We start from the raw sequence: 22,540 nt of genomic DNA, 5'->3' as shown, positions 1-22,540 counted from the left end.
GAAGCGGGGGCGCCATGTCACTACTGGGCTTTCTATTAAAGAGCAAAGCCAACACGGAGGCTCAACACAAATCGCTTGTCGATGAGTTTATCGACCTCGTGGCCATGACGGCGGCCAATAGGAACGAAGCGGAAACCTATCTCCAGCTGGCCCGGTTATCAGACGCGTATGGCTCGGACGTGCTTCTGCTCAACGGTTCGACACATTTCCGTGATTCTGCGATCCAGCTGAGCGACCAAGAAGCTCGCGCTCTGCAGACAAAGACTTCTGCGGAGTATCTTGGGCTTCGGTTCCTAAATCTGTGGCTGCGTGCCCAGCAGGAGAACTCCGACGATGGCAAAGAGCTTTTCTTGAGGATGTGCGGGCCAATCTATAAGGCTCGCATCACTTATTACACAAACCTGACAGGCACGAGCAGGTTCCGATTGCAGCGCGTGGCCGCGATGGGGCTAGAAGATACGCGCCGGTTCCAAGACCTGAAGAATTTCATGCTGCTGCGAGAGTTGGGCGAAGGTTGTACAACGCAACATATCGTCGGCTGCATCCTAGGCTACACGGATTTTTACCTGTCGAGACTTGGCCTGAATCCGAATGCCGCAGAAAACTATGGCCCGCTTATCCGGGACGAGCGCCTCGCCAAGTTTGAAACCATCCAGAATGCCTATACACGCAACGAGGATGTTAAGCCCGAATCGATGAAGCTGATTGAGGTGGGTCGTACGGCCGGTGCTGAACAGTTCCTGGAGGTTATGGCGTTGCTGGAGCGATGAGGCTGACGCCTCATCGCGGGTCCAGGACTAAACCACTGCGGCGGGTCGGGTGTCGGTTCAAATCTGGATCGAGCGGCCGGTGACGTTCGTAGTCTGGCCACTCGATTTGCTGGACCCAATAGTCGCCTTCGGGTCGAAAACCGCCGATGGACTGACAACGGTTACCGGCCAGGAAACCTCAGTCATGGACGCCGTCAGTCGGACGCTCGGGCGCCCGATTCTCTCTGTGGATTCAACCGGTCGTTCCCACCACTGCTGCGGGGAAATTCAGGTTTCTCCGCTAGTCGATGCAACCCTGCAACCTGCATCCACCATCTGGATCGAGACCGTCTCCAGCTCCCCCACGGTCGCTACAACACACGGCCACCTTAAATCCGCGCCACCTTTGCCGCTTCGCTAAGGCAGGCACGAAACAGCGCGGTGGCCGGCGTATCGTCGGCATCGGCACGCCATGTGGTACTGACCGGGCCGAGCGCGGCACCGAGGCTCAATGGCAGAATCTTCAGCACACCGCCCTCCTCGTGATGCCGCGCCAGCGAGCGCGGGAGCAGACCCAGCACGGGGTACGACTGCAGCATGCCCACGTTGGCGTCGATCACCACCGACTCGATGGTGTTGATCGGCGTACCCACGCCGTGCGACTCCAGTACCGACAGCAGATGCCGGTACATGGGCGCACCTGCACTCGGCACGATCCACGCCAACCCTGCCAAGTCCGCCCACTTGATGCGCTTGCGAGATGCCAGCGGGTGCGTGCGCGCCACCACGATGACCGTCGGGTCGTCGAACAACGGCTCGCTGGTGAATTCCGGCGCGGCCAGTCCCCGCGCGAGGCGCCCAACGATCATATCGAGTTGACCCACGCGCAGCGCCGGCAAGAGTTGATCCAGCGTGCCTTCGTGCAGGCACACCGTAGCCGTCGGCGAACGCTGCTTGAACAGCGCCACGGCCGCCGGTATCAGGATCGGCGCGGCCACCGACAGCACGCCCACCTCGACGCGGCCACCAACACCGCTGGTCATCGCGTGCAACTCCTCACTGGCACGCTGGGCGTGCAGCAATAGTTCGCGCGCGTGGCGGATCAGGCACTCGCCGTAGGTCGTGGGCCGGATACGGCGTCCATCACGCTCGAACAGCGGCACACCGATCCCTTTTTCCATCTCGTTGAGCATCTTCGAGACGGCCGGCTGCGTCACGTGCAGTGCCTCGGCGACCTTGCCGACCGTCTGGCGATCGGCGAGTGCCACGAGCAACTGCAGGTGCCGCAGTTTCAACTGGCGCGAAAAATACCCGTCAATAACACTACGTTCGAGCGACACGCCAGGCGATGCGCCGGAGGTTGCGGAAGCCATCGATTCATAACCTTAAATTTATGATTTGGAGGCAATATCTCATTGGACGGTAACGAAGTAAATCCACACAATCGTGATGGCTTGCCACACGGACAGCCCTGAGCGCCCTAGTGGCGGCCACAACAACACAAACACGAGACATGGCAGCCGCCCGCCCCGGAGCCCGGCCGCCGCCAGGAGGATTTCGCCATGCCAACCACGCCCGCCCTGCCCCGCGCCAACCGCCGGGCGATCGTCGCCGCCACCATCGGTAACGCATTCGAGTGGTACGACTTCATCGTCTTCGGCTTCCTGTCGGTGATCATCGCGCGGCAGTTCTTCCCGTCGTCGAACCCGACCGTATCGATGCTGCTGACCACGGCAACTTTTGGCAGTGCATTCCTGATGCGGCCGATCGGCGGCATCCTGCTGGGCATCTACGCCGACCGTGCCGGGCGCAAGGCTGCGCTGTCGCTGGTGATCCTGCTGATGACGGTGTCCTCGGCCATGATGGCGCTCACCCCCGGATACGCGACGATCGGCATCGCCGCGCCGATCATCGTGGTGCTGGCACGACTGCTGCAAGGCCTGTCGGCCGGGGGCGAGTTCGGCAGCGCCACGGCGATGCTGATCGAGTACGCGCCGCCTCACCGGCGCGGCTTCTACGGAAGCTGGCAAAACTTCGGCCAGTTCGTCGCTGCCGTGACGGCCGCGCTGATGGGCGCCCTGGTCACGCGCGGGCTGAGCCAGAGCACACTCGATGCGTGGGGTTGGCGTGTGCCGTTCCTGTTCGGCATGCTGATCGGTCCCGTCGGGTTCTACATCCGCACCCGGCTGCACGAAGTGGTGCCGGCGTATGAAGACGCCGACGAAGGCGCACGCGCCGCCACGGTCGGCAAGGCCGCCTCGACACTCACGACGGTCTGGCGCGAGCACCAGGCCGCACTGTGGATCGCGTTCGGGCTGGTCGTCGCAAGCTCTGTTGCTCAATACGTGCTGAATGTGTACCTGCCCGTCTACGCGGTGACGCAACTGAAGCTGCCGGTGTCCGCACCGTTCATCGTGCTGATGGTCACCGGCACGCTGCGCATGATCCTGATTCCGCTGTTTGGGCTGCTGTCTGACCACGTCGGGCGCAAACCGGTGATGGGCGCCTCAATGGCGCTGTACGTGCTGACCATCTATCCCCTGTTCCTTTGGCTAGTCGCCGCGCCGAGCCTGCCGAGACTGCTCGGGGTGGAGGTCGTGTTCGCGGTGCTGATGGCAGCCGCACTGGGCCCCGCGTCAACCGCGCTGGCCGAATTGTTCCCCGCACAGGTACGGGCCACCGGCCTTTCGATTTCCTACAATTTGGCCACCACGCTGTTCGGCGGCTTCTCGCCGTTTCTCGTCACCTGGCTCATCAGCGCAACCGGCGACAAGATGATGCCGGCCTACTTCGTGACAACGGCCATGGTTGTCGGTCTCGTCGCGTTGTGGCCGATGCCCGACCTGGCACGCCGTACAACCGGTGTGCGGTTCGGCACCAGCAATGACACGACGTCGCGCTGAACGTCATCTCTTAAATTCAATTCGGATACCTACGATGTCGTCGATCCGCAACGTGCTTTTCGTGATGTGTGACCAACTGCGGGCGGACCACCTGTCGTGCTACGGGCATCCGTATCTGGCCACGCCCAACATCGACGGTCTCGCCCGACGTGGCGTGAAGTTCGAGCGCGCGTTCGTACAGTCGGGGGTGTGTGGTCCGTCGCGAATGTCGTTCTACACAGGGCGCTACGTCGCTAGCCATGGCGCGACGTGGAACCGCGTGCCGCTGTCGATCGACGAAATCACGCTAGGGGAATATCTTTCCGCGCGCGACATGAAGCTGGCGCTGGTCGGCAAGACGCACATGATGCCGGACAACCACGGTCTGAAGCGCCTGCATCTGGATGGCGGCAATGCGCTCGGCGCGCTGCTGCGCGAGGGCCATTTCACGCTGGTCGACCGCTACGACGGGCACCACGCAGAACCCGCCGGCGGCTACGCGGAATACCTTCGCCAACAAGGCTACGCAAGCGACGATCCGTGGTCAGACTTTGTGATTTCGGCCGAAGATGCGCAGGGCCGCATCGTCAGCGGCTGGCACATGCGCAATGCGCACCTGCCCGCGCGTGTGCGCGAAGACGACTCCGAAACGGCCTATACCACCGACCAGGCCATCCGTTTCATCGAGCGCCAGGGCGATACGCCATGGGCGATGCATCTGTCGTATGTCAAGCCACACTGGCCGTATATGGCCCCAGCGCCGTACCACAACAAATACACCCTCGAACAATGCCTGCCCGTGCGGCGCGCCGAGCGTGAGCGCGAGGCGCCACATCCGGTGACGGGTGCGTACTTCCAGCAGGAGGAATGCGCCAATTTCATGCGCGACGAGGTCATCGCCAAGGTGCGGCCCGCTTATCAAGGTCTGATAAGCCAGCTCGACGATCATCTCGGACGACTGTGGGAAACCCTGGACAGGCTCGGACGGTGGAAGGACACACTCATCGTCTTCACCGCCGACCACGGCGACTTCCTCGGCGATCACTGGCTAGGCGAGAAGGAATTGTTCTACGACACCGTGCAGCGCGTGCCGTATATCGTCTACGATCCGTCCCCCGAGGCCGACGCCACGCGCGGCCACAGCGACGCACGCTTCGTCGAGGCCATCGACACCGTGCCGACAGTGCTGGACGCGCTCGGCATGCCTGTTCCCGATCACCGCGTCGAAGGTCGCTCGCTGCTTGCGCTGACGCGAAACGACGCAGCGCAAACGCCCTGGCGAGATGCCGTCTTCTCCGAGCTTGACTACGCCTATCGGCAGGCACGCCAGATCCTGGGCCGCCGCCCCGACGCATGCCGTGGCTGGATGGTGCGCACCGACGCGTGGAAATACATTCACTGGGACGGATTCGCGCCGCAGCTTTTTGACCTGCGCAACGATCCCGACGAATTCGTCGACCTCGGTACCGACCCGGCGTTTGACAACGTGCGACAGGCCATGCGCGAGCGCCTGCTGACCTGGTCCCTCGGCCTGCGCAATCGCACCACCGTGACGCACGACGACGTCGAACGCGGCACGCATCAGTACAAGAAGGCCGGGGTGTTCTACGGGGTGTGGTGAGCAACCGAAACGACAGACAGTCGCTCGACCAATAGACGCACAGAATGCATTCGTAGGGCCCATCGAGCGCATCGGGTTCGTCCGGCGACCGGAGGCGCTTGCGGTGTGCGGCGGCGCATCGTTGATCCAGTACGGCATGATCGAATGCCTTCAGCCGCACCAATACATCGAGCGGCATCCTGACACCTACGCCCTGAGCATGCGACACTCCGCGCTCAGGGCGAGCAGATTCGGATCGCGCTCGCGGTTTTTCGGAAGCACCAACACGATATTCTGGCTGCGTGCATAGCGTTGCGTGAGCGGAATCAACTGCACCTTCGGACTGAAATCCGCAACGCGTCGCGGCAGCAACGCGTACCCGATGCCGCCGCTCACGAGATTGATCAGCGAAAAGATATCGCCCACCTGCATCGCAATGTCCGGCGCGAATCCCGCGAGATCAAAGGCCGATTTGAAATCGTGATACGTCGCGAATTCGTCGCCGAGCGACACGAACTTCTCATGACGCACGGCCCTGAGGTCGATGGCCGTCTCTTTCGCATACGGCGAGCCCAGCGGCGCCGCGAAGAGAATGTCGTCCTCGAACATCGGGACGACCAATAGGTCCGGACTCTTCGGTGGTGCGCCGAGGGCAATGACAATCGCGTCCAACAGACCGTCGTCCAGCTTGGACATCAGATCGCGATTGGACCCCAGCGTAAGATCGATATCCAAAGCGGGTCGGCGCATTTTCAACCCGACCAGCAATCGCGGAATCGTCCCGACCGTCATCGAGTACAGCCCGCCGATCTTGAGTCGCGTCGACGTGAATCCGGCCGCCTCGCGCGTGCGCTGCACGCCAGTCTCGCACTCGCTCAGCATCCGCGCCGCATGCTCGGAGAACACATACGCCGTCGCCAACGGAATCAGCTTTCGACCATCCTTCTTGAACAACGGACACCGGAGCCCAGCCTCCAGCGAGTGGAGCGCACGGTGCACGCTCACCGTACTCTGCCCGAGCACTTCCGATACCCGGGCCATATTCCCCAGCGCCATGAACGCCTGAAACACTTCCAGCTTCTTCAGGGTGATGCCGTCGTCAATTGCCATGCTCGCGCCTCATTTCGTTCAGGTACGTTTGCTTCGAACCTCCCAATTATTACCCTAAAGCTAATGAACCAACACATAAGTTGATTGAAACGAGAGGTTTTGACGCATAGCTTAGAGGCTACTGACGACTCAATGGCTGGAGCCTCCGACATGCAAGAGATGCCCACAATCCCGGCGAAATGGCGTCGCCGGCGCGACGAAAAGGCGCGCCGCCTCGCGGCCGCCCGCAGGATCGCCCATGGCAAGGTAATCGAGACCGGCGACATCGTGGCGGCCCTGCAAGCACTGATCGCACCGGGCGACCGCGTGGTGCTCGAAGGCAACAATCAGAAGCAGGCGGATTTCCTCTCGCGCTCACTGGTGCAAGTCGATCCGGGCATCGTGCACGACCTGCACATGATCATGCCCAGCGTGGGTCGCGCAGAACACCTCGACCTCTTTGAAGTCGGCATCGCCCGGAAGCTGGATTTCTCCTTTGCCGGGCCGCAGAGCCTGCGCATCAGTCAGTTGCTCGCCGACGGACAGTTGGAGGTCGGCGCGATCCACACCTACATCGAGCTTTACGCGCGGCTTGTCGTGGACTTGATCCCGAACGTCGCCCTCGTGGCGGGCTTCAAGGCCGACCGCGCCGGCAACATCTACACAGGCCCCAGCACCGAAGACACACCGGCGCTCGTGGAACCCGCGGCATTCTCCGACGGCATCGTGATCGTTCAGGTCAACGAGATCGTCGACGACGTGACCGACCTGCCGCGCGTCGACATTCCGGCGTCGTGGGTCGATTTCGTCGTCGTGGCCGACAAGCCCTTCTTCATCGAGCCGCTGTTCACGCGCGACCCCCGGCTGGTCAAACCCGTGCACGTGCTGATGGCGATGATGGCCATTCGCGGCATCTACGAGCGTCACAACGTTCAGTCGCTCAACCACGGCATCGGCTTCAACACCGCGGCCATCGAACTCATTCTGCCGACCTACGGCGAGCGCCTCGGACTCAAAGGCAAGATTTGCCGGAACTGGACGCTCAACCCCCACCCGACCCTGATCCCCGCCATCGAATCGGGATGGGTCGAAAGCGTGCATTGCTTCGGCACCGAGCTTGGCATGGAGCGCTATGTGGCCGCGCGTCCCGACGTTTTCTTCACCGGTCGCGACGGCTCGCTTCGCTCCAATCGGATGCTCTGCCAACTGGCCGGTCAGTACGCCGTCGATCTGTTTATCGGTGCCACGCTGCAAGTCGACGGCGACGGACACTCGTCCACGGTGACGCGTGGCCGGTTGGCCGGCTTCGGCGGTGCACCGAACATGGGGCACGACCCGCGCGGACGCCGTCACGCCACGCCTGCCTGGCTCGACATGACGCAGCCAGACACCCTGCTCGAACGCGGCAAGAAGCTGGTCGTTCAGATGGTGGAGACATTCCAGGAAGGCGGCAAGCCGACGTTCGTCGAAACGCTGGACGCCGTTGCTGTCGCCAAACAAAGCGGCATGCCACTCGCCCCCGTGATGATCTATGGCGACGACGTGACCCACCTGCTCACTGAAGATGGCATTGCCTACCTCTACAAGGCACGCTCGCTGGAAGAGCGGCGCGCCATGATCTCTGCAGTGGCCGGCGTCACCGCGATCGGCCTGAAGCACGACCCGGCCAATACGGCCAAGATGCGCAGCGACGGCCTCATCGCCTTGCCGGAGGATCTTGGCATTCGTCGCACGGACGCGAGCCGCGAGTTGCTCGCCGCAAAGAGCATCGGCGAGCTGGTGGAATGGTCGGGTGGACTCTACGACCCGCCCGCGCGCTTTCGGAGCTGGTAATGGACAAGACCCTCATTCGACGGATCGAGTCGCCGTCCCAGCCGATCGCGATCGCAACGAAACTCGCCACGCTCGTCGAGTCCGCGCTGATCGACGAAGTGACGCTCTCTCCCAAGCCGGGCCTCGTCGATGTTCGCGGATGCGGCGCACATCACGACCTCACATGGGGCTTGATGGTGCAGTCGGCCAATGTCTTGCGGCCGACGTTCGAGGCCATGGTCAAGGCCGGTGTGTTGATCGAAAACCCAATGCGCCTGCGCGAGCAGATCGGCCGTCTCGGGCGCCTGGGGGAAACGGCAATGCTCGCCGCGACCGGCGGCGTGAACACCCACCGCGGCGCCATCTGGGCACTGGGCCTTCTGATCACGGCCGCAGCGCAAGCGCCCAACGCCCTGAGCGCCCATGCCGTCGCGCGTCGCGCCGCAACGCTCGCGCGCCTGCCCGACCGCTTTGCGCCATGTGCCACCGGACATAAAGGCGAGCGCGCGTGCCTCGACTATGGCGTGGGCGGTGCGCGAGGTCAGGCATGGGCAGGCTTTCCGCACGTGACGAAAGTCGCGCTGCCCGCACTCAGGCGAGCCCGCGCGGCAGGCATGCGCGAGGACCATGCCCGTATCGACGCCCTACTCGCGGTCATGGCCACGCTCGACGACACGTGCGTCCTCGCTCGGGGGGGGCCCGACGCGCTGCACGCGATGCAGGCCGGCGCGAGCGCCGTTCGCGCGGCAGGGGGCCTGTCGACGGCCGACGGTCGACGCAAATTTCGACAACTCGAATCCGACATGCTGGCCCGACACATCTCGCCAGGCGGTGCCGCCGACATGCTGGCCGCCGCCCTGTTCCTCGACCGGCTTTCCGCAAAGGGGTCGTCGTCGCGGCTTAACGAATCACCGTTTCTGAGTCTTTAGGAAGCACGTCCATGGAAACGCTTCAATTTCATTTCTCCGGCGGCGCACCCAGTGCGGGCAGAGCCTGCGTCGGCGTCGTCGGGTCGGGCGACCTGGAAGTCCTGCTGTCTCCGGGCGAGCCGGGGCAGATCCACGTCGAACTCACGACCTCCGTCAATGGCCTGTCCGCGATCTGGCACGCGCAGCTCGAGCGCATCTTCGCATCGCACGCCTGGCCCGCGCTGCACGTGGAAATCAACGATTTCGGCGCTACCCCGGCTGTCGTTCGCCTTCGCCTCGAGCAAGCGCGCGAAGCCCTCGAATCTCCCCAATAAGGGCCCATCGAGATGACGAATACTCCGATACAACGAGACAGCTTCATCGAACGCGACGCGCGCCGTCGCGCCCTCGCCCTGCTCGACCCCGGCACGTTCCGCGAGCTTCTGGATCCGTTCGAACGATTGTCCTCGCCCTGGCTGCCCCAGCAAGGCATCGTTGCGCAAGCGGACGACGGTGTGGTCGTCGCCCGTGGCACGCTCGATTCGCAACCGGCAGTCGTTCTCGCCATCGAGGGCGCCTTCCAGGGCGGAAGCATGGGGGAAGTCTCCGGCGCGAAAATCGCCGGGGCCCTTGAGCTTGCCGTCGAAGACAACCGCCGAGGCATACCGACACGCGCGGTCATCGTCTTCGAGACGGGCGGCGTGCGTCTGCAGGAAGCCAATCTCGGCCTCGCCGCCATCGCGGAAATCCACGCGGCCATCCACGAACTCAGAACGTTCGGGCCCGTCATCGGCATCTCCGCCGGGGTGGTCGGCTGCTTTGGCGGTATGAGCATCGCCGCCGGCATGTGCAGCTATCTGCTGGTCACACGCGAAGCACGGCTTGGGTTGAATGGGCCGTCCGTCATCGAGCAGGAGGCCGGTGTCGAGGAATACGACTCACGCGATCGGCCGTTCATCTGGGGTCTGACGGGTGGGGAGCAACGCCAGGCGACAGGACTTGTCGACGCCTGCCTCGACGACGACACCGCAGCGATTCGCGCGCAGGTGCTCGCATGGCTGCGGGCCGACGCCCCGAAGCCGCAGCGTAGCGAACAAATCGAGTATTACCTTGAGCGGCTGATACACGTCGATGTGACGAATCAGCCTTCGCCCGAAGACGTGCGCGCGCTTTACGCCGCCGCCCGCGCAGGAGACCCCTCATGAGCCGTTCCGAACGTTCCTCACGAGGTGCCGTGTGGATGCACGCTTTGACGTGCGACGCTGCGCACCGCACCGAGACCGATGACTACGGCAGCACGTTGCAGGTCGTGGATGCCTCGCTCGCCGAGTCCCCCGCTCGCTACATCGCCGTGATTCCGGACGAGAACAATCGCTTTCCCCGCGCACGACACGGCGAAGTCGGATTGATCGAGGGATGGCAACTGGCGCGCGCCGTGCGGGACGTGATCGCACGCGACCGGGACCGCGAGAGCAAAGCCGCCATCGTCGCCATCGTCGACGTGGCGAGCCAGGCTTACGGACGCCGCGAAGAAGCCTATGGCATTCATCTCGCGCTTGCGGCGGCGGCCGATGCCTATGCCGCGGCGCGTGTGGCCGGACACCCGGTGATCGGGCTCATCGTCGGGCGAGCGATGTCCGGCGCGTTTCTCGCGCATGGGTATCAGGCGAATCGTCTGGTCGCGCTCGACGACGCGGGCGTGATGGTTCACGCCATGGGGAAAGAGGCCGCCGCGCGCATTACACAGCGTTCGGTCGACGAACTCGAAGCGCTGGCCGAAGCCGTTCCCCCGATGGCGTACGACATCGCCAACTTTGCGTCGCTTGGGCTGCTGTGGCGCCTGCTGAAGGTCGGTTCAGCCCAACAGCCCGATCCGGAAGACGTCGGTGAAGTACGGCGCGTGCTGGCGCAAGCGCTCGCGGACATTCAGAGAGATCCGACTCGCGGTCTTTCCAGTCGACTCGGCGCGCCTTCCCGACAGGCCTCATCGACGGTACGCGAACGACTGAAGGCACTTTGGTAGTTCGCCCCCGACCGCCCGGCGTGAACGCCGGGCCATCCACAAGACTCACCGCCGCGCGCCTGGAGAGCGATTGTCGGCCCAGATATCCGATTCCCGTTTCACCCCTGAATCCGACGACTCGACGCTTGCCATAACACCAGAAAAGTCAGTTCGTCATTGCTTCAACCAGGAGACAGCTTGTGATTATTTACGGTACGACCCTGCTCGCGATTTGCCATCTCGCCGGCATCTTCCTTGGCGACCTGCTCGGCCAGGCCATCGGTGTGAAAGCCAATGTCGGCGGCGTCGGTATTGCCATGCTGCTATTGATCTTCGCTCGACTCTATCTGCATCGGCGCGGCCTCATGCCCGCGGCAACCGAAGCCGGTGTTTCTTTCTGGGGCGCAATGTATATCCCTGTCGTGGTCGCCATGGCCGCTCAGCAAGACGTTGTCACCGCCTTGCGAGGCGGCCCCGTCGCACTGCTCGCTGCCGTGGGCGCCGTGCTGGTCTGCGGCGTCGCCATTGCGCTGATCAACCGAACGGGCAACGCGCAGCCGCTTCCGCCGCTGTCCGAGACGGCACAGAACGCTTGAGAGAGGATCAGTCATGCTATCCATGTTCGAGAAAATATTGCACCACAACGGATTGGTCACCGCCTTCGCCCTCGTGGGCATCATCATGGGGCTTTCCATGTGGGTGTCCCGACGGCTCACATTCGGGCGCGTACACGGTTCGGCCATCGCCATCATGATCGGCCTTGTGTTGGCCTATTGGGGCGGCGCCGCCTCGGGCGGACAAAAAGGACTCGCGGACGTCTCGCTGTTCAGCGGTATCGGACTGATGGGCGGCGCGATGCTGCGCGACTTCGCGATCGTTGCCACCGCGTTCGAGGTACAGGTCTCGGAAGCCCGCAAGGCCGGTCTGATTGGCGTTGTGTCCCTGTTGCTCGGCACCGTGCTGCCCTTCATCGTCGGGGCATCGCTCGCCCATGCGTTCGGCTACACCGACGCCGTGAGCATGACCACCATCGGCGCAGGTGCCGTGACCTACATCGTCGGCCCGGTGACGGGCGCCGCGATCGGTGCCAGTTCCGACGTGATGGCCCTGTCGATTGCCGCTGGGCTCATCAAGGCCATCATCGTCATGGTCGGCACGCCGTTTGCCGCCCGCCTGCTGGCGCTGGACAACCCCCGCGCCGCCATGGTGTTCGGAGGACTGGCTGGCACCGTGAGCGGTGTGTCGGCGGGCCTCGCGGCCACCGATCGCCGCCTCGTGCCCTACGGCGCGCTCGTTGCAACGTTCCATACCGGCCTGGGATGTCTGCTCGGACCGTCGGTCCTGTTTCTAGCGACGAAGGCCCTTGTGCAATGACATTGGACCGCGCTGCGCAACGGCCACCGCTACGGCCCCACGATCTTCTCTGGTGTGACGATGTTGCGCTACCGGAGGGGATGGCGGTGCCGGGGTGGGTGGCTGACGCACTGGCAAGCGGTACGCCTGCCGTCGTGCGCAGGGCGCCGCTCGCGCAACCCGACCTCGTACCGGTCGGGTTGCGTGGGACGTCCCGCGACCAGCGCATCGCGGCGCACGTGCCGCGCCGATCGGTGCGCCGCATCGTCTCGCCGGAATCGCTGCTCGATCGCGTCGCCGGGATCGAGCCCACAACACCGCTGCCGTGCCTCAGAGCACTTCGTGATCTCGCCCCGGCCCTCAATGCCTTGGGATTGCATTGGGGACCGACCGGCGGCGTCGGCTTTGCGCTGGCCACCGGCTTGCCGGCCCTGCATTCGCAAAGCGATCTCGATGTCCTCATTCGCCTGCCGTTTCCGCCATCCGACGCGCAATGCGACGCGCTCGCATGGATTGCGCGCGACAGAACTTGCCGCATCGACATCCAGGTCGATACTGGGCGCGGCGGGTTCTCGCTTCGCGAATGGCTGCGCTCGCCGCCTCGCATGCTCGTGAAAACCGACCAAGGTCCGACACTGGTTGCGGATCCGTGGGGCGACGTCGGAGACGCGACGTGAGCATCTTGTTCACCTATCCCGGTCAGGGGGGGCAGCGCCCTGGCATGCTGGGCGCATTGCCCGACACGCCCGAGGTCCAATCAACGTTGGCCGAAGCGCACGATGCCACTGGCATCGATCCGATGACGCTTTGCAGTACAGATTCGCTTCGCTCGACCACCGCCGTGCAGTTGAGTCTGCTGATCGCGGGGGTCGCCATGACAAGAGCGCTCGCCGCACAAGGGGCCACACCGCACCTTGTGGCGGGCCACTCGATCGGTGCCTGGACGGCAGCCGTCGCGGCAGGGGCGCTGGATTTCAGGGATGCGCTGGGTCTCGTGCACCTGCGAGGCCGCTTGATGGAGACGGCCTATCCGCGCGGCTATGGCATGACGGTGATTACCGGATTGTCCGCAGCAGCGGTGGCCGACATTGTGGAGGCAGTTCACACCGACGACTCGCCCGCTTACGTCGCGAATCTGAATGCCGAGCAACAGATCGTGGTGGCGGGCAACGATGCCGCGCTGGATCGTGTACAGGCGCTGGCGTCGAAAGCCGGTGCCGCACAGGCGGCTCGACTGGCAATGGCGGTGCCGTCGCATTGCGCGTTGCTCACGGCCCAGGCGAGCACGTTGGCGCAAGCCACCGCGAAAGTGCGCTTTCAACGGCCAACGATGACCTACGTCAGTTGCACCCGGGCGCGTGCGCTTTTTCGTCCCGACGACATTGCAGACGATCTCGCCTGGAACATGGCCCGTCAGGTGAATTGGCATGACACCGCGCGTCACGCATATGAGCGCGGGGCACGGCTCGCCGTGGAAATGCCGACGGGCGGCGTTCTGACCCGGTTGACACGGCCGATATTCGGGAATGACGGCGCCATCGACAGTGCCAATGAAAGGGTGAGTTCCATCGTCACGCGCCTCCTTCGATACCGGGGTACGGATCGCGCTTGATCGCGGACCGTGCTCTCTGGCATTCCCAGCCATCGGGGCACACGCATCGTTGTTCGACACGTGCCCTTGACGACGACTCACTCCCGCACATCAACCGCCTTCGACGTCACGCCGGTTGGCCGTCGCGATCGCGTTGCCGTCCAGCAAAGTATCGAGCCGCCGCACACCATCGCCGCGCCTTGCCAGAACGCGAAGGACAGCGGCGCTTGCAGCAACATCGCCGATATTGCCGCGGAGAACACCGGAATGAAATACGACGCCCCGGCCAGCACCGTCACGTTGCCGCGCAGAATGCCGACGTTCCAGGCGGCATAGCCGAAGCCCATCGCACATGCGGCCAGCACCAGGTAGACGATACCGAGCGTGCTCACATGCATCTGCCCACCGCCCGCCACGAGGTACTTCGCCCACAGCGCCGCCGCCACCAGCATGAAGAAGAACGTCACGCCGTTCTTGCCCTCGGCATAGCGCGTCGTCACGGTGCAATAAGCGGCCCAGATCACCGCGCCCGCGAACGCCAGGCCGTAACTCAGCGGGTTGGCGAGCACGTTGGCTGCCATCTCGGCGACGTCGAGGCCATGATCGCCGCCCAGTACCCAGCAAATGCCGAGCATCGACAGAAAGAACCCCGGAATCACCCAAAAATTCGCGCGCTGCTTGTTGAAGACGATGGCCGAGATCAGCGTGAACGTCGGCCAGAGATAGTTGACCATGCCGACTTCGATCGCTTGCTGCGCGCTGTTCGCGTAGCCGATCGACAGTGACAGGCAAAGTTCATAGGCTACGAACAGCAGGCTTCCCACATACAGATATCGCTTCGGGAATGTCTTGATCTGCGGAAAACCGACGGAGAACAGCAGAAACACCGAGGCCACGGTGTACATCATCGCCGCGCCGCCTGTCGGCCCGAAGCTCTCGCTCACGCCGCGAATCAGTCCGACGATCGAACTCCACAACACCACGGCCGCCAATCCAACGAGCGTCGCCCGGTTCTTGCACTTGCTATCCATGCTCCCTGCCTGCCTCCATGTTCAACGATGTCGCCTGCCGACGCATCATAAGCCAGCAACGCCCGCTGACTGCCGGCCGCACGCAACCTACCCCTGCGCCATCGTCTCGCGCAGAACCTCGGCCAGCGCGATGATGCCCGACTCGATGTGCTCAAGCCGTATCGACGAAAAGCCCAGCCGGAACCGGTTGAGCGGCGGCGAATCGCCCATGAAGAAAATGTCGCCCGTCTCGATGAGAATGCCGCGCACCTTCGCCCGCGCCGCCAGTACGTTCGCGTTCAGTGTCGGCGGCCCTTGCACCCAGCACGACGCCCCGCCCTTCACCTGCACGAACGACACCTCCGGCATATGCGCGGCAAGCGCCGCGCTCAGCACCTCGGCACGCTTCGCATAGGTATCCGCCAGACGACGCAGCAAGGCGTCGTGATGGCCCAGTGCCAGGAACATCGAAAACGAGCGTTGAATGAAGGCCGACGGATGGCGAATCATCAAGCGGCGCAACGCCCGCAACTCCGCCACCAGCGCCGCCGGCGCCACGATATACCCCAGGCGCAGCCCAGGGGCGAACGACTTGGATAAGCTCCCGATATAGATCACACGGTCGCTGCGATCCAGGCTCTTGAGCGCCGGAATCGGAATGTCCGAATAGCTGTTTTCGCTCTCGTAGTCGTCCTCGATCACCACGAAGTCTTCGGCTTCCGCCCGACGCAGCAACGCCTCGCGATTCGCCAGCGGCATCGTGGTCGTCGTGGGGCACTGGTGCGACGGCGTGACGTAGACGTAATCGCACTGCGACAAGCGATCGTCGACCGGCAGACCCGACTCGTCCACGGGCAAGCCCACGAGCTTTGGCGTGCGTATCGCGAAGATGTTGCGCGCGTCCGGGTAGCCCGGGTCTTCGATCCCCACCGTCGTGTGCGCTCCGACCAGCAAATCCGCCAGTAGGTACAGCGCCTGTTGCGCCCCATTGGTGAGCACGATCTCGTCGGCGTCGGCCCACACGCCGCGTCGCGGCAGCACGCGCGTGCGGATCTGCTGGATCAGTGTCTCGTCATCGCGCGCGATCATGTCCGGTGCCCAGTCGCGGATCTCCATGACGGTGAGCGCCTTGTGGCAACACTCGCGCCAATCCGCCGTCGGGAACATGGTCGGATCGAACTGGCCGTAAATAAAGGGGTACTGATACTTCTGCCAATCGATGGGCTTCACGATGTTGCGTTGCCCCGAAGGACGCACCACGTAGCGCCCCTCCCAGTCCGGTGTCGCCGGATCCCGTGGCGCGATGGTGCCAGCCGCCAACGCCGGCGCATCGCGCGCCGGCGTGACCTGCGACCCGACGCGGGGCGCCAGAATATCGCCGTTGACGAAATACCCGCGCCGCTCCCGCGCAATCAGGTAGCCCTCGTCGACCAGTTGCTGATAGGCGAGCACCACCGTGTTGCGCGCCACGCCAAGCCCTTCGGCCAACTCGCGCGACGACGGCACCGCAGCGCCGCGCATCAGCCGCTCGTCGAGAATCGCCGACACCAGCATCTGGCGAATCTGGCTCTGCAAACTCATGCCGGCGTGCGCCGACATCTGAAACAACTGGTTCCACATCGCCGCGGAAATCCGGCTCGACATCGTGCCCCCTCTCGACTCACCCTTCCAGAACGTCAATTATTACTCAAGTGACGGTGACATCCATTCCGAGTTGGGGTTTATCCGCAGTCGCGCGAAATCACGCCGGATTCCAGCATTCATGCGGCTTGCGAGCCGATTTCGGGTCCACTGGACCAGTTGGCATCATCAAATGCGGCCAACTGGCTCTAACGAACAAAAAGGCTGGCGGCAATGATGCAATCACTTGGCGCCGATTCTTAACAGCGTGTGCGTCAAACCCGAGTGTTCTACCGAAAACTTTCCGATTAGAGGTGAACCATGAATGGACTTCCGAACCGGCTGCGACGGGCGTTCGCCGCCACGGCGCTGGCGGCAGCTGCACTCCCCGCTGCGCTGACGCTCGGGCTTACGCTGCCCTCGACGGCGCAGGCGCAGGAAAAAGAGGTGACGATTGCGTACCAGCAAATCGTCGATCCGTGGCTGGTCGCCATTACCGGCGGCGAATTCGAGAAGGCCACCGGCTACAAGATCCACTGGCGTCAGTTCGAGTCGGGCGCCAAGGTCGCCACGGCCCTCGCCTCGGGCGACATCAAGATCGGCGTGCTCGGCTCCAGCCCGATGGCCGCCGCCGTCTCGCAGGGGCTGGACCTGCAACTGTTCTGGATTCTCGACGACATCAACCAGGCCGAGGCAATGGTCGTGCGCAACGCCTCGAACATCAAGTCGCCCGCCGACCTGAAGGGCAAGAAGATCGGGGTGCCGTTCGTCTCGACCACGCACTACCACACGATGTTCGCACTGCAACAATGGGGCATCAAGCCGACCGAGGTGAAGGTGCTCAACATGCAGCCGAACCAGATCGTAGCGGCGTGGGAGCGTGGCGACATCGATGCGGCCTACGTCTGGGATCCGGCGCTCGCGCAGATCAAGAAGAGCGGTCACGTGCTGATCACCTCCGGAGAGCTGTCGAAGCAGGGCAAGCCGACGTTTGACGGCATCGCCGTCGACCGCAAATGGGGGGAGGCGAACGCCGACTTCATGGCGAAGTTCGTCAAGGTGATCGCCGACGCCGACGCGGCCTACCGTGATCATCAGGCCGCCTGGACCGCCACCTCGCCACAGGTCAAGGCCATCGTGAAGATGATCGGCGGCAAGCCGGAAGACGTTCCCGGCGCGCTCTCGCTCTATGCCTTCCCGTCGGCCCAGCAGCAGGCATCGGCTGAATGGCTGGGCGGTGGCAAGGACAGCCGCGCCGCCAAGGCCCTCAAGGACACGGCCGAGTTCCTGAAGGGCCAGCAGAAGATCGATGCCGTCAAGGCCGACTACACGCCTTATGTCACGTCGCGCTACGTCGACGCCGCACTTAAACTGAAGTAAGCCGTACCGGGGCGGTCACGCCGAAAGTTCAGGCGCGACCGCCCCTCCCCGATCGCTCGATCGACAGGAGAAGGGCTTCATGGAACAACTCATCGTCAACGACGTCAGCGTCGTCTATCCCGGCCGGCGTCCCGGCGAGCAGGTGCAGGCGCTCGCTCACGTCGATCTGACCATCGCACCCGGCGATTTCGTAGTGGCCCTCGGCGCCTCGGGTTGCGGCAAGACCACGCTGCTCAGTCTGATGGCTGGCTTCATCGCGCCCACGTCCGGCGAATTGCTGCTGGGCGATGCCCCGATCGAAGGCCCTGGCGCCGATCGCGGCGTGGTGTTCCAGAAGCACGCGCTGCTGCCGTGGCTCAACGTGATGGAGAACACCGAGTTCGGGCTGAAGCTCCAAGGCGTGCCGAAGACGGAACGACGCGCCATTGCCGCGCGCAATCTCGCGCTGGTCGGGCTGCAGGACTTCCACAATCACATGATTTACCAACTCTCCGGCGGCATGCAGCAGCGGGTGGGCATCGCACGCGCGCTCACGTGCAATCCGTCGATGCTGCTCATGGACGAGCCAATGGCCGCACTCGACGCGCTCACGCGCGAAACCATCCAGGAACTGCTGCTCGACGTGTGGCGCGAGACCGGCAAGATGATCTTCTTCATCACGCACAGCGTCGAAGAAGCGCTGTTCCTCGCCAGTCGCCTGATCGTGATGTCGCCGCGCCCCGGACGCATCACGCACACGTATGAGCTTGACTTCAACCAGCGCTATCTCGAATGCCGTGACGCGCGCACCATCAAGTCGAGCCCGGATTTCATCGCCATGCGCGAGACCGTGCTCAGCATCATCTACGGCGACGAACGTGCGGGCCAGTCGGCGACGTCGAATGCCAATGCGGTCGCAGCCTGATTGCTGCAGGAGAGAACACCATGATGACCAAACCCGTCACCCCTCACCCCACGCCGCCCGCCGCTGCCGCCAATTCGCCCGGCGCGCGCCGCCCGGCGGTTGCGCCCCGTACACCGCGTCGGCGCGGTTTCTTCGCGCGCATGTTTGCCCCGCGCCCGGTCAAGGCCGGTGAGTCGTTCGGCGCCCCCGGCCAAGGCCCGAGCCTGGCGATCAGCGTCGTGACCGTGGTTGCCCTGTTGCTGCTCTGGATCGCCATTACGTCGTCGGGCATGATCAAGCCGCTGTTCCTGCCGGGACCGCGCGCGATCATCGAGAAGTTCATGCAGGTCGCCACGGAGGGCTTTGCCGGCTCGACACTGTGGGAGCACACGCTCGCGAGTCTGTATCGCGTCTTCGGCGCCTTTGCGCTGGCCTGTGTGACCGCCATCCCGGTGGGCATTCTCATGGGCGTGTCGCGCATCGGCCGCGGCGTGTTCGATCCGCCGATCGAGTTCTACCGCCCGCTGCCGCCGCTCGCCTACTTGCCGCTCGTCATCATCTGGTTCGGCATCGGTGAATTCTCGAAGGTGTTCCTGATTTACCTGGCCATCTTCGCGCCGCTGGCCATTGCGGCACGGGCAGGCGTGCGCTCGGTGTCGATGGAGCAGATTCACGCGGCCTATTCGATGGGCGCTTCGCCGCGCCAGATCGTCATGCACGTGATCGTGAAGTCGGCACTGCCGGAGATCTTCACCGGCATGCGCATCGGCATCGGCGTGGGCTGGACAACGCTGGTCGCTGCCGAAATGGTGGCGGCATCGAGCGGACTCGGTTTCATGGTGCTCAACGCGGCGGAATTCCTCGCGTCGGACATCGTGATCATGGGGATCATCGTGATCGGCTTTTTCGCGTTCGGATTCGATCTGATCATGCGCTACCTCGAGCGCGTGCTGGTGCCCTGGAAAGGCAAGGTCTGACAAGACGTAAGCAGGTCCGTTGGTCATTACAAAAGACGCAGGGCGGCTCCCCCCGCCGCACCTGCCGTCAGATAAGGTCTTCAGGAGGTTGTGTGGTAGTCGAGACATTGCAGGTCGGGCGTGTTGCCCGTGAGCGGCGCGTTGTCGCATTGGCGGTTCCCCCCCGGTTCTCCCTCTCCCCTTGTTCCATCAGCGTCTGCGATAGCGCCGTGCGCATCGCACGCCCCATCACGGGAGGTCGTCATGGCCAATCGTGAACAGGGCACGCATCTGCAATCGAGCCTCAAGCAGCGGCACATGAGCATGATCGCGCTGGGCGGCGTGATCGGTGCGGGCCTCTTCGTCGGCAGTGGCGTAGTCGTGCATGCCGCCGGCCCGGCGGCCGTGCTGTCGTTCCTGATTACCGGCGCGCTCGTGGTGCTCGTGATGCGCATGCTCGGCGAGATGGCGTGTGCGCTGCCCGCGGTGGGGTCGTTCTATGAGTACGCACGGCTCGCCTGGAACGACAAGCCGGTCGGCGGTGAGCTGGCCGGCTTTCTGACAGGCTGGATGTACTGGTACTTCTGGGTGATCGTGGTCGCGGTCGAAGCGGTCGCGGGTGCCAACCTGATCCAGTTCTGGCTCCCCGGCATCCCGGCCTGGGCCATCAGTCTCGCGTTGCTGGTGGTGCTGACATTGACGAATCTGGTGTCGGTGGCGTCCTACGGCGAGTTCGAATTCTGGTTCGCGTCGATCAAGGTCGCGGCCATCGTCGTGTTCCTGTTCCTCGGCGGGCTCTTTGTGTTCGGCCTGTGGCCGGGTGCGGTGGCAAGCACCGGACACCTGCTCTCGCACGGCGGCTTCATGCCCAACGGCATTGGCCCGGTGATGGCCGGTGCGGTCGCGGCGACCGGCTTTTACTTCGGCGCGGAGATCGTGACGATTGCCGCCGCCGAAGCGGCCGAGCCGCAACAAGCCGTGGCGCGTGCCACCAACTCGGTCATCGGCCGCGTGCTGTTCTTCTACATCGGCTCGATCCTGCTGGTGGTGATGCTCGTGCCCTGGAACTCCGCCGGCATGGCCACGCCGTATGTGAGCGCGCTCGAAGCGATGCACATTCCGGCAGCGGCGCACATCATGAACGCCGTGGTACTGACCGCCGTGCTCTCGGCACTGAACTCGGGCTTGTACGCCTCGTCGCGCATGCTCTTCGCGCTCACGCGCCGTGGCGATGCCCCGCGCTCGCTGGCCAAGCTCAATGCGCGTGGCGTGCCGGTTCGCGCCATTCTCATCGGCACGCTGTTCGGCTATGCGGCCGTGGTGATGTCTTACGTGTCGCCCGATACGGTGTTCGCCTTTCTGGTGAACTCCTATGGCACGGTGGCGATCTTCGTGTACGTGCTCATCGCCTTCTCGCAGCTGAAACTGCGCAAGCGGCTGGAGCGCGAGGCGCCGGGCAAGCTCAAGATTCGGATGTGGGGCTATCCGTACCTCACCTGGGTCGCGATTATCGGCATGCTGTCGATTGTCGGGGCAATGGCCTTCATCCCGGACCAGCGCACGCCCCTCGCCCTCGGGGTGGCCAGCCTGACGGTCCTGCTCGTGGCGTTCACCGTTCGGTCGATCTGGCGCAAGCTGCGCTCGCCGGACCCGGGCTTCGAGATCTGAGATAGGTCGGTGTGACAAGGGCGGTGGCAGAGATTCTGTCGATAGGCGAACGTTCAAATTCCGACGACCGCTTGCCACCGCCCTCATTCGTGGACTACCGCTGGCATCGAGACGATGCGGCATGCCTTCGGACGGGCCGACGTGCGCTTATGTCGCGTTACGCTTGGCACCTCGCCCCCGCAGCCACTCGAGCACAAGTAGCAGACAAGTGGAAAAGACGATCAGGATGGTCGCAAGCGCAGCGATGGTCGGGCTGATGTTTTCACGAATCCCGGTAAACATCTGACGCGGCAGCGTCGCCTGCCCCGGTCCGGCGAGAAACAGCGTCACGACCACATCGTCAAACGAGGTCGCGAAGGCGAACAGCGCCCCCGATATCACCCCTGGCGCAATCACCGGCAGCGTTACGCGAAAAAAGGTTTCCAGGGGGCCTGCGCCCAGCGACAGGCTCGCGCGCACCAAATTCTGGTTGAAACCCCGCAAGGTGGCCGACACCGTGGTGACCACAAACGGTGCGCCCAGCGCGGCGTGCGCCAGCACCATGCCCAGGTAAGTGCCGGCCAGCCCCAACGGCGCGAAGCACAGATACATGCCGACGCCGACCACGATCACCGGCACGATCATCGGCGACATCAGCACCGCCATCAGGATCGCCTTGCCGCGAAATTGCACCTGGTTCAGCCCCGTTGCAGCCAGCGTGCCCAGTATCGTCGCCAGCAAGGTGGCCAACGGCGCAATAATGAAACTATTGCGTGCCGCCGACATCCACTCGTCGGAGTTAAACAGGTTGTGATACCAGCGCAGCGAGTACGCCGGGATCGGATACGCGAGGAAGGTGCTGTCCGAGAACGACAGCGGCACCATCACCAGAACCGGCAGCACGAGGAACAACAGCGTAAGCGCGTTACCCGCGCGCAGCAGGTAGTACCAGAGCCGCTCGACCAGGGAAACATACGGCGGAAAGCGCGATGGACGACCACCGGTTGCCGGCGGCTCCTGATACGCGTTATGAGAATTGATTGCTGGTTGTCTCATTG

Annotated in this window: 21 protein-coding genes; 16 read left to right on the top strand and 5 right to left on the bottom strand. The window is 63.8% G+C overall.

Features of this window, described 5'->3' with window-relative positions; all coding sequences use genetic code 11:
* The first annotated feature begins 14 nt into the window (after window positions 1–14).
* Entirely contained in the window at window positions 15–770 is a 756-nt protein-coding gene (locus tag PCE31106_RS03490) for a hypothetical protein (protein ID WP_150562394.1), read from the top strand.
* A gap of 368 nt (window positions 771–1,138) precedes the next feature.
* On the opposite strand, the gene PCE31106_RS03480 is transcribed toward PCE31106_RS03490, so the two are convergent.
* Window positions 1,139–2,122, bottom strand: coding sequence for a LysR substrate-binding domain-containing protein (locus PCE31106_RS03480; RefSeq protein ID WP_150562393.1), 984 nt, complete (start codon window positions 2,120–2,122; stop codon window positions 1,139–1,141).
* A gap of 189 nt (window positions 2,123–2,311) precedes the next feature.
* Between PCE31106_RS03480 and PCE31106_RS03475 the strand changes: the two genes are divergently transcribed.
* Both PCE31106_RS03475 and PCE31106_RS03470 read left to right on the top strand, forming a co-directional pair.
* Window positions 2,312–3,652 carry an MFS transporter gene (locus tag PCE31106_RS03475; protein ID WP_150562392.1) on the top strand — a complete coding sequence of 447 codons (1,341 nt, stop codon included), beginning with the start codon at window positions 2,312–2,314 and terminating at the stop codon, window positions 3,650–3,652.
* Window positions 3,653–3,686: 34 nt separating this feature from the next.
* A complete protein-coding gene (locus PCE31106_RS03470) occupies window positions 3,687–5,252 on the top strand; it encodes a sulfatase-like hydrolase/transferase (protein WP_150562391.1) in 1,566 nt (521 codons plus the stop codon).
* Between the two features lie 186 nt (window positions 5,253–5,438).
* Here the strand turns inward: PCE31106_RS03470 and PCE31106_RS03465 are convergent, their stop codons facing one another.
* Entirely contained in the window at window positions 5,439–6,341 is a 903-nt protein-coding gene (locus PCE31106_RS03465; RefSeq protein ID WP_150562390.1) for a LysR substrate-binding domain-containing protein, read from the bottom strand.
* 150 nt (window positions 6,342–6,491) lie between these two features.
* Between PCE31106_RS03465 and mdcA the strand changes: the two genes are divergently transcribed.
* The 9 genes from mdcA to mdcH all read left to right on the top strand — a co-directional run bounded on the left by mdcA (window position 6,492) and on the right by mdcH (window position 14,007).
* Complete coding sequence (gene mdcA / locus PCE31106_RS03460; RefSeq protein WP_150562389.1) at window positions 6,492–8,153, top strand: malonate decarboxylase subunit alpha; 1,662 nt, start codon at window positions 6,492–6,494, stop codon at window positions 8,151–8,153.
* Window positions 8,153–9,061 (top strand): triphosphoribosyl-dephospho-CoA synthase, encoded by a 909-nt coding sequence (locus PCE31106_RS03455; RefSeq protein WP_150562388.1) that lies wholly within the window; start codon window positions 8,153–8,155, stop codon window positions 9,059–9,061. Before mdcA ends, PCE31106_RS03455 begins: the two co-directional genes overlap by 1 nt.
* Window positions 9,062–9,072: 11 nt before the next feature.
* Window positions 9,073–9,375: a malonate decarboxylase subunit delta gene (locus tag PCE31106_RS03450; protein ID WP_017235507.1), complete on the top strand. Its 303-nt coding sequence runs from the start codon at window positions 9,073–9,075 to the stop codon at window positions 9,373–9,375.
* Between the two features lie 12 nt (window positions 9,376–9,387).
* Window positions 9,388–10,245, top strand: a complete 858-nt coding sequence (locus PCE31106_RS03445; RefSeq protein ID WP_150562387.1) for a biotin-independent malonate decarboxylase subunit beta — start codon at window positions 9,388–9,390, stop codon at window positions 10,243–10,245.
* On the top strand, window positions 10,242–11,063 hold the full coding sequence (gene mdcE / locus PCE31106_RS03440) for a biotin-independent malonate decarboxylase subunit gamma (RefSeq protein WP_150562386.1): 822 nt from the start codon (window positions 10,242–10,244) through the stop codon (window positions 11,061–11,063). The genes PCE31106_RS03445 and mdcE overlap by 4 nt, the downstream gene beginning before the upstream one ends.
* A 179-nt stretch (window positions 11,064–11,242) precedes the next feature.
* Window positions 11,243–11,638: a malonate transporter subunit MadL gene (gene madL, locus PCE31106_RS03435; RefSeq protein WP_017235504.1), complete on the top strand. Its 396-nt coding sequence runs from the start codon at window positions 11,243–11,245 to the stop codon at window positions 11,636–11,638.
* Between the two features lie 13 nt (window positions 11,639–11,651).
* Window positions 11,652–12,416 (top strand): malonate transporter subunit MadM, encoded by a 765-nt coding sequence (gene madM / locus PCE31106_RS03430; protein ID WP_026132280.1) that lies wholly within the window; start codon window positions 11,652–11,654, stop codon window positions 12,414–12,416.
* Window positions 12,413–13,072 (top strand): malonate decarboxylase holo-ACP synthase, encoded by a 660-nt coding sequence (locus PCE31106_RS03425; RefSeq protein WP_150562385.1) that lies wholly within the window; start codon window positions 12,413–12,415, stop codon window positions 13,070–13,072. The genes madM and PCE31106_RS03425 overlap by 4 nt, the downstream gene beginning before the upstream one ends.
* A complete protein-coding gene (mdcH, locus tag PCE31106_RS03420; RefSeq protein WP_150562384.1) occupies window positions 13,069–14,007 on the top strand; it encodes a malonate decarboxylase subunit epsilon in 939 nt (312 codons plus the stop codon). Before PCE31106_RS03425 ends, mdcH begins: the two co-directional genes overlap by 4 nt.
* A gap of 77 nt (window positions 14,008–14,084) precedes the next feature.
* Here mdcH and yddG read toward each other — a convergent pair whose 3' ends face one another.
* Entirely contained in the window at window positions 14,085–15,017 is a 933-nt protein-coding gene (gene yddG, locus PCE31106_RS03415; protein ID WP_150562383.1) for an aromatic amino acid DMT transporter YddG, read from the bottom strand.
* A gap of 87 nt (window positions 15,018–15,104) precedes the next feature.
* Complete coding sequence (gene pdxR, locus PCE31106_RS03410; protein WP_150562382.1) at window positions 15,105–16,640, bottom strand: MocR-like pyridoxine biosynthesis transcription factor PdxR; 1,536 nt, start codon at window positions 16,638–16,640, stop codon at window positions 15,105–15,107.
* Window positions 16,641–16,937: 297 nt separating this feature from the next.
* On the opposite strand from pdxR, the gene tauA reads away from it, so the two are divergent.
* From tauA to PCE31106_RS03390, 4 genes are all read left to right on the top strand, one after another.
* Window positions 16,938–17,996: a taurine ABC transporter substrate-binding protein gene (gene tauA, locus PCE31106_RS03405; protein ID WP_150562381.1), complete on the top strand. Its 1,059-nt coding sequence runs from the start codon at window positions 16,938–16,940 to the stop codon at window positions 17,994–17,996.
* 79 nt (window positions 17,997–18,075) lie between these two features.
* Window positions 18,076–18,900, top strand: coding sequence for a taurine ABC transporter ATP-binding protein (locus tag PCE31106_RS03400; protein WP_150562380.1), 825 nt, complete (start codon window positions 18,076–18,078; stop codon window positions 18,898–18,900).
* Between the two features lie 140 nt (window positions 18,901–19,040).
* A complete protein-coding gene (locus PCE31106_RS03395) occupies window positions 19,041–19,856 on the top strand; it encodes an ABC transporter permease subunit (protein WP_017235496.1) in 816 nt (271 codons plus the stop codon).
* A 243-nt stretch (window positions 19,857–20,099) separates the two neighbouring features.
* The gene (locus PCE31106_RS03390) at window positions 20,100–21,503 is read left to right on the top strand and encodes an amino acid permease (RefSeq protein WP_150562379.1); all 1,404 of its coding nucleotides are present in this window, start codon (window positions 20,100–20,102) and stop codon (window positions 21,501–21,503) included.
* Window positions 21,504–21,650: 147 nt separating this feature from the next.
* Here PCE31106_RS03390 and PCE31106_RS03385 read toward each other — a convergent pair whose 3' ends face one another.
* Complete coding sequence (locus PCE31106_RS03385; RefSeq protein ID WP_017235494.1) at window positions 21,651–22,538, bottom strand: ABC transporter permease; 888 nt, start codon at window positions 22,536–22,538, stop codon at window positions 21,651–21,653.
* Window positions 22,539–22,540: the final 2 nt, after the last annotated feature.

Source organism: Pandoraea cepalis, assembly GCF_902459665.1.
Lineage (GTDB): Bacteria > Pseudomonadota > Gammaproteobacteria > Burkholderiales > Burkholderiaceae > Pandoraea > Pandoraea cepalis.
This window is presented reverse-complemented; position numbering and strand designations above follow the sequence as displayed.

Excerpts from the sequence above, each read along its gene's own strand:
- tauA (WP_150562381.1), top strand. The coding sequence starts at position 16,938 with ATGAATGGACTTCCGAACCGGCTGCGACGGGCGTTCGCCGCCACGGCG.
- PCE31106_RS03490 (WP_150562394.1), top strand. The coding sequence starts at position 15 with ATGTCACTACTGGGCTTTCTATTAAAGAGCAAAGCCAACACGGAGGCT.
- PCE31106_RS03385 (WP_017235494.1), bottom strand. The coding sequence starts at position 22,538 with ATGAGACAACCAGCAATCAATTCTCATAACGCGTATCAGGAGCCGCCG.
- PCE31106_RS03400 (WP_150562380.1), top strand. The coding sequence starts at position 18,076 with ATGGAACAACTCATCGTCAACGACGTCAGCGTCGTCTATCCCGGCCGG.
- madM (WP_026132280.1), top strand. The coding sequence starts at position 11,652 with ATGCTATCCATGTTCGAGAAAATATTGCACCACAACGGATTGGTCACC.
- PCE31106_RS03450 (WP_017235507.1), top strand. The coding sequence starts at position 9,073 with ATGGAAACGCTTCAATTTCATTTCTCCGGCGGCGCACCCAGTGCGGGC.
- mdcE (WP_150562386.1), top strand. The coding sequence starts at position 10,242 with ATGAGCCGTTCCGAACGTTCCTCACGAGGTGCCGTGTGGATGCACGCT.
- yddG (WP_150562383.1), bottom strand. The coding sequence starts at position 15,017 with ATGGATAGCAAGTGCAAGAACCGGGCGACGCTCGTTGGATTGGCGGCC.
- PCE31106_RS03445 (WP_150562387.1), top strand. The coding sequence starts at position 9,388 with ATGACGAATACTCCGATACAACGAGACAGCTTCATCGAACGCGACGCG.
- PCE31106_RS03390 (WP_150562379.1), top strand. The coding sequence starts at position 20,100 with ATGGCCAATCGTGAACAGGGCACGCATCTGCAATCGAGCCTCAAGCAG.
- pdxR (WP_150562382.1), bottom strand. The coding sequence starts at position 16,640 with ATGTCGAGCCGGATTTCCGCGGCGATGTGGAACCAGTTGTTTCAGATG.
- mdcA (WP_150562389.1), top strand. The coding sequence starts at position 6,492 with ATGCAAGAGATGCCCACAATCCCGGCGAAATGGCGTCGCCGGCGCGAC.
- PCE31106_RS03465 (WP_150562390.1), bottom strand. The coding sequence starts at position 6,341 with ATGGCAATTGACGACGGCATCACCCTGAAGAAGCTGGAAGTGTTTCAG.
- PCE31106_RS03395 (WP_017235496.1), top strand. The coding sequence starts at position 19,041 with ATGTTTGCCCCGCGCCCGGTCAAGGCCGGTGAGTCGTTCGGCGCCCCC.
- PCE31106_RS03475 (WP_150562392.1), top strand. The coding sequence starts at position 2,312 with ATGCCAACCACGCCCGCCCTGCCCCGCGCCAACCGCCGGGCGATCGTC.
- PCE31106_RS03455 (WP_150562388.1), top strand. The coding sequence starts at position 8,153 with ATGGACAAGACCCTCATTCGACGGATCGAGTCGCCGTCCCAGCCGATC.
- PCE31106_RS03425 (WP_150562385.1), top strand. The coding sequence starts at position 12,413 with ATGACATTGGACCGCGCTGCGCAACGGCCACCGCTACGGCCCCACGAT.
- PCE31106_RS03470 (WP_150562391.1), top strand. The coding sequence starts at position 3,687 with ATGTCGTCGATCCGCAACGTGCTTTTCGTGATGTGTGACCAACTGCGG.
- PCE31106_RS03480 (WP_150562393.1), bottom strand. The coding sequence starts at position 2,122 with ATGGCTTCCGCAACCTCCGGCGCATCGCCTGGCGTGTCGCTCGAACGT.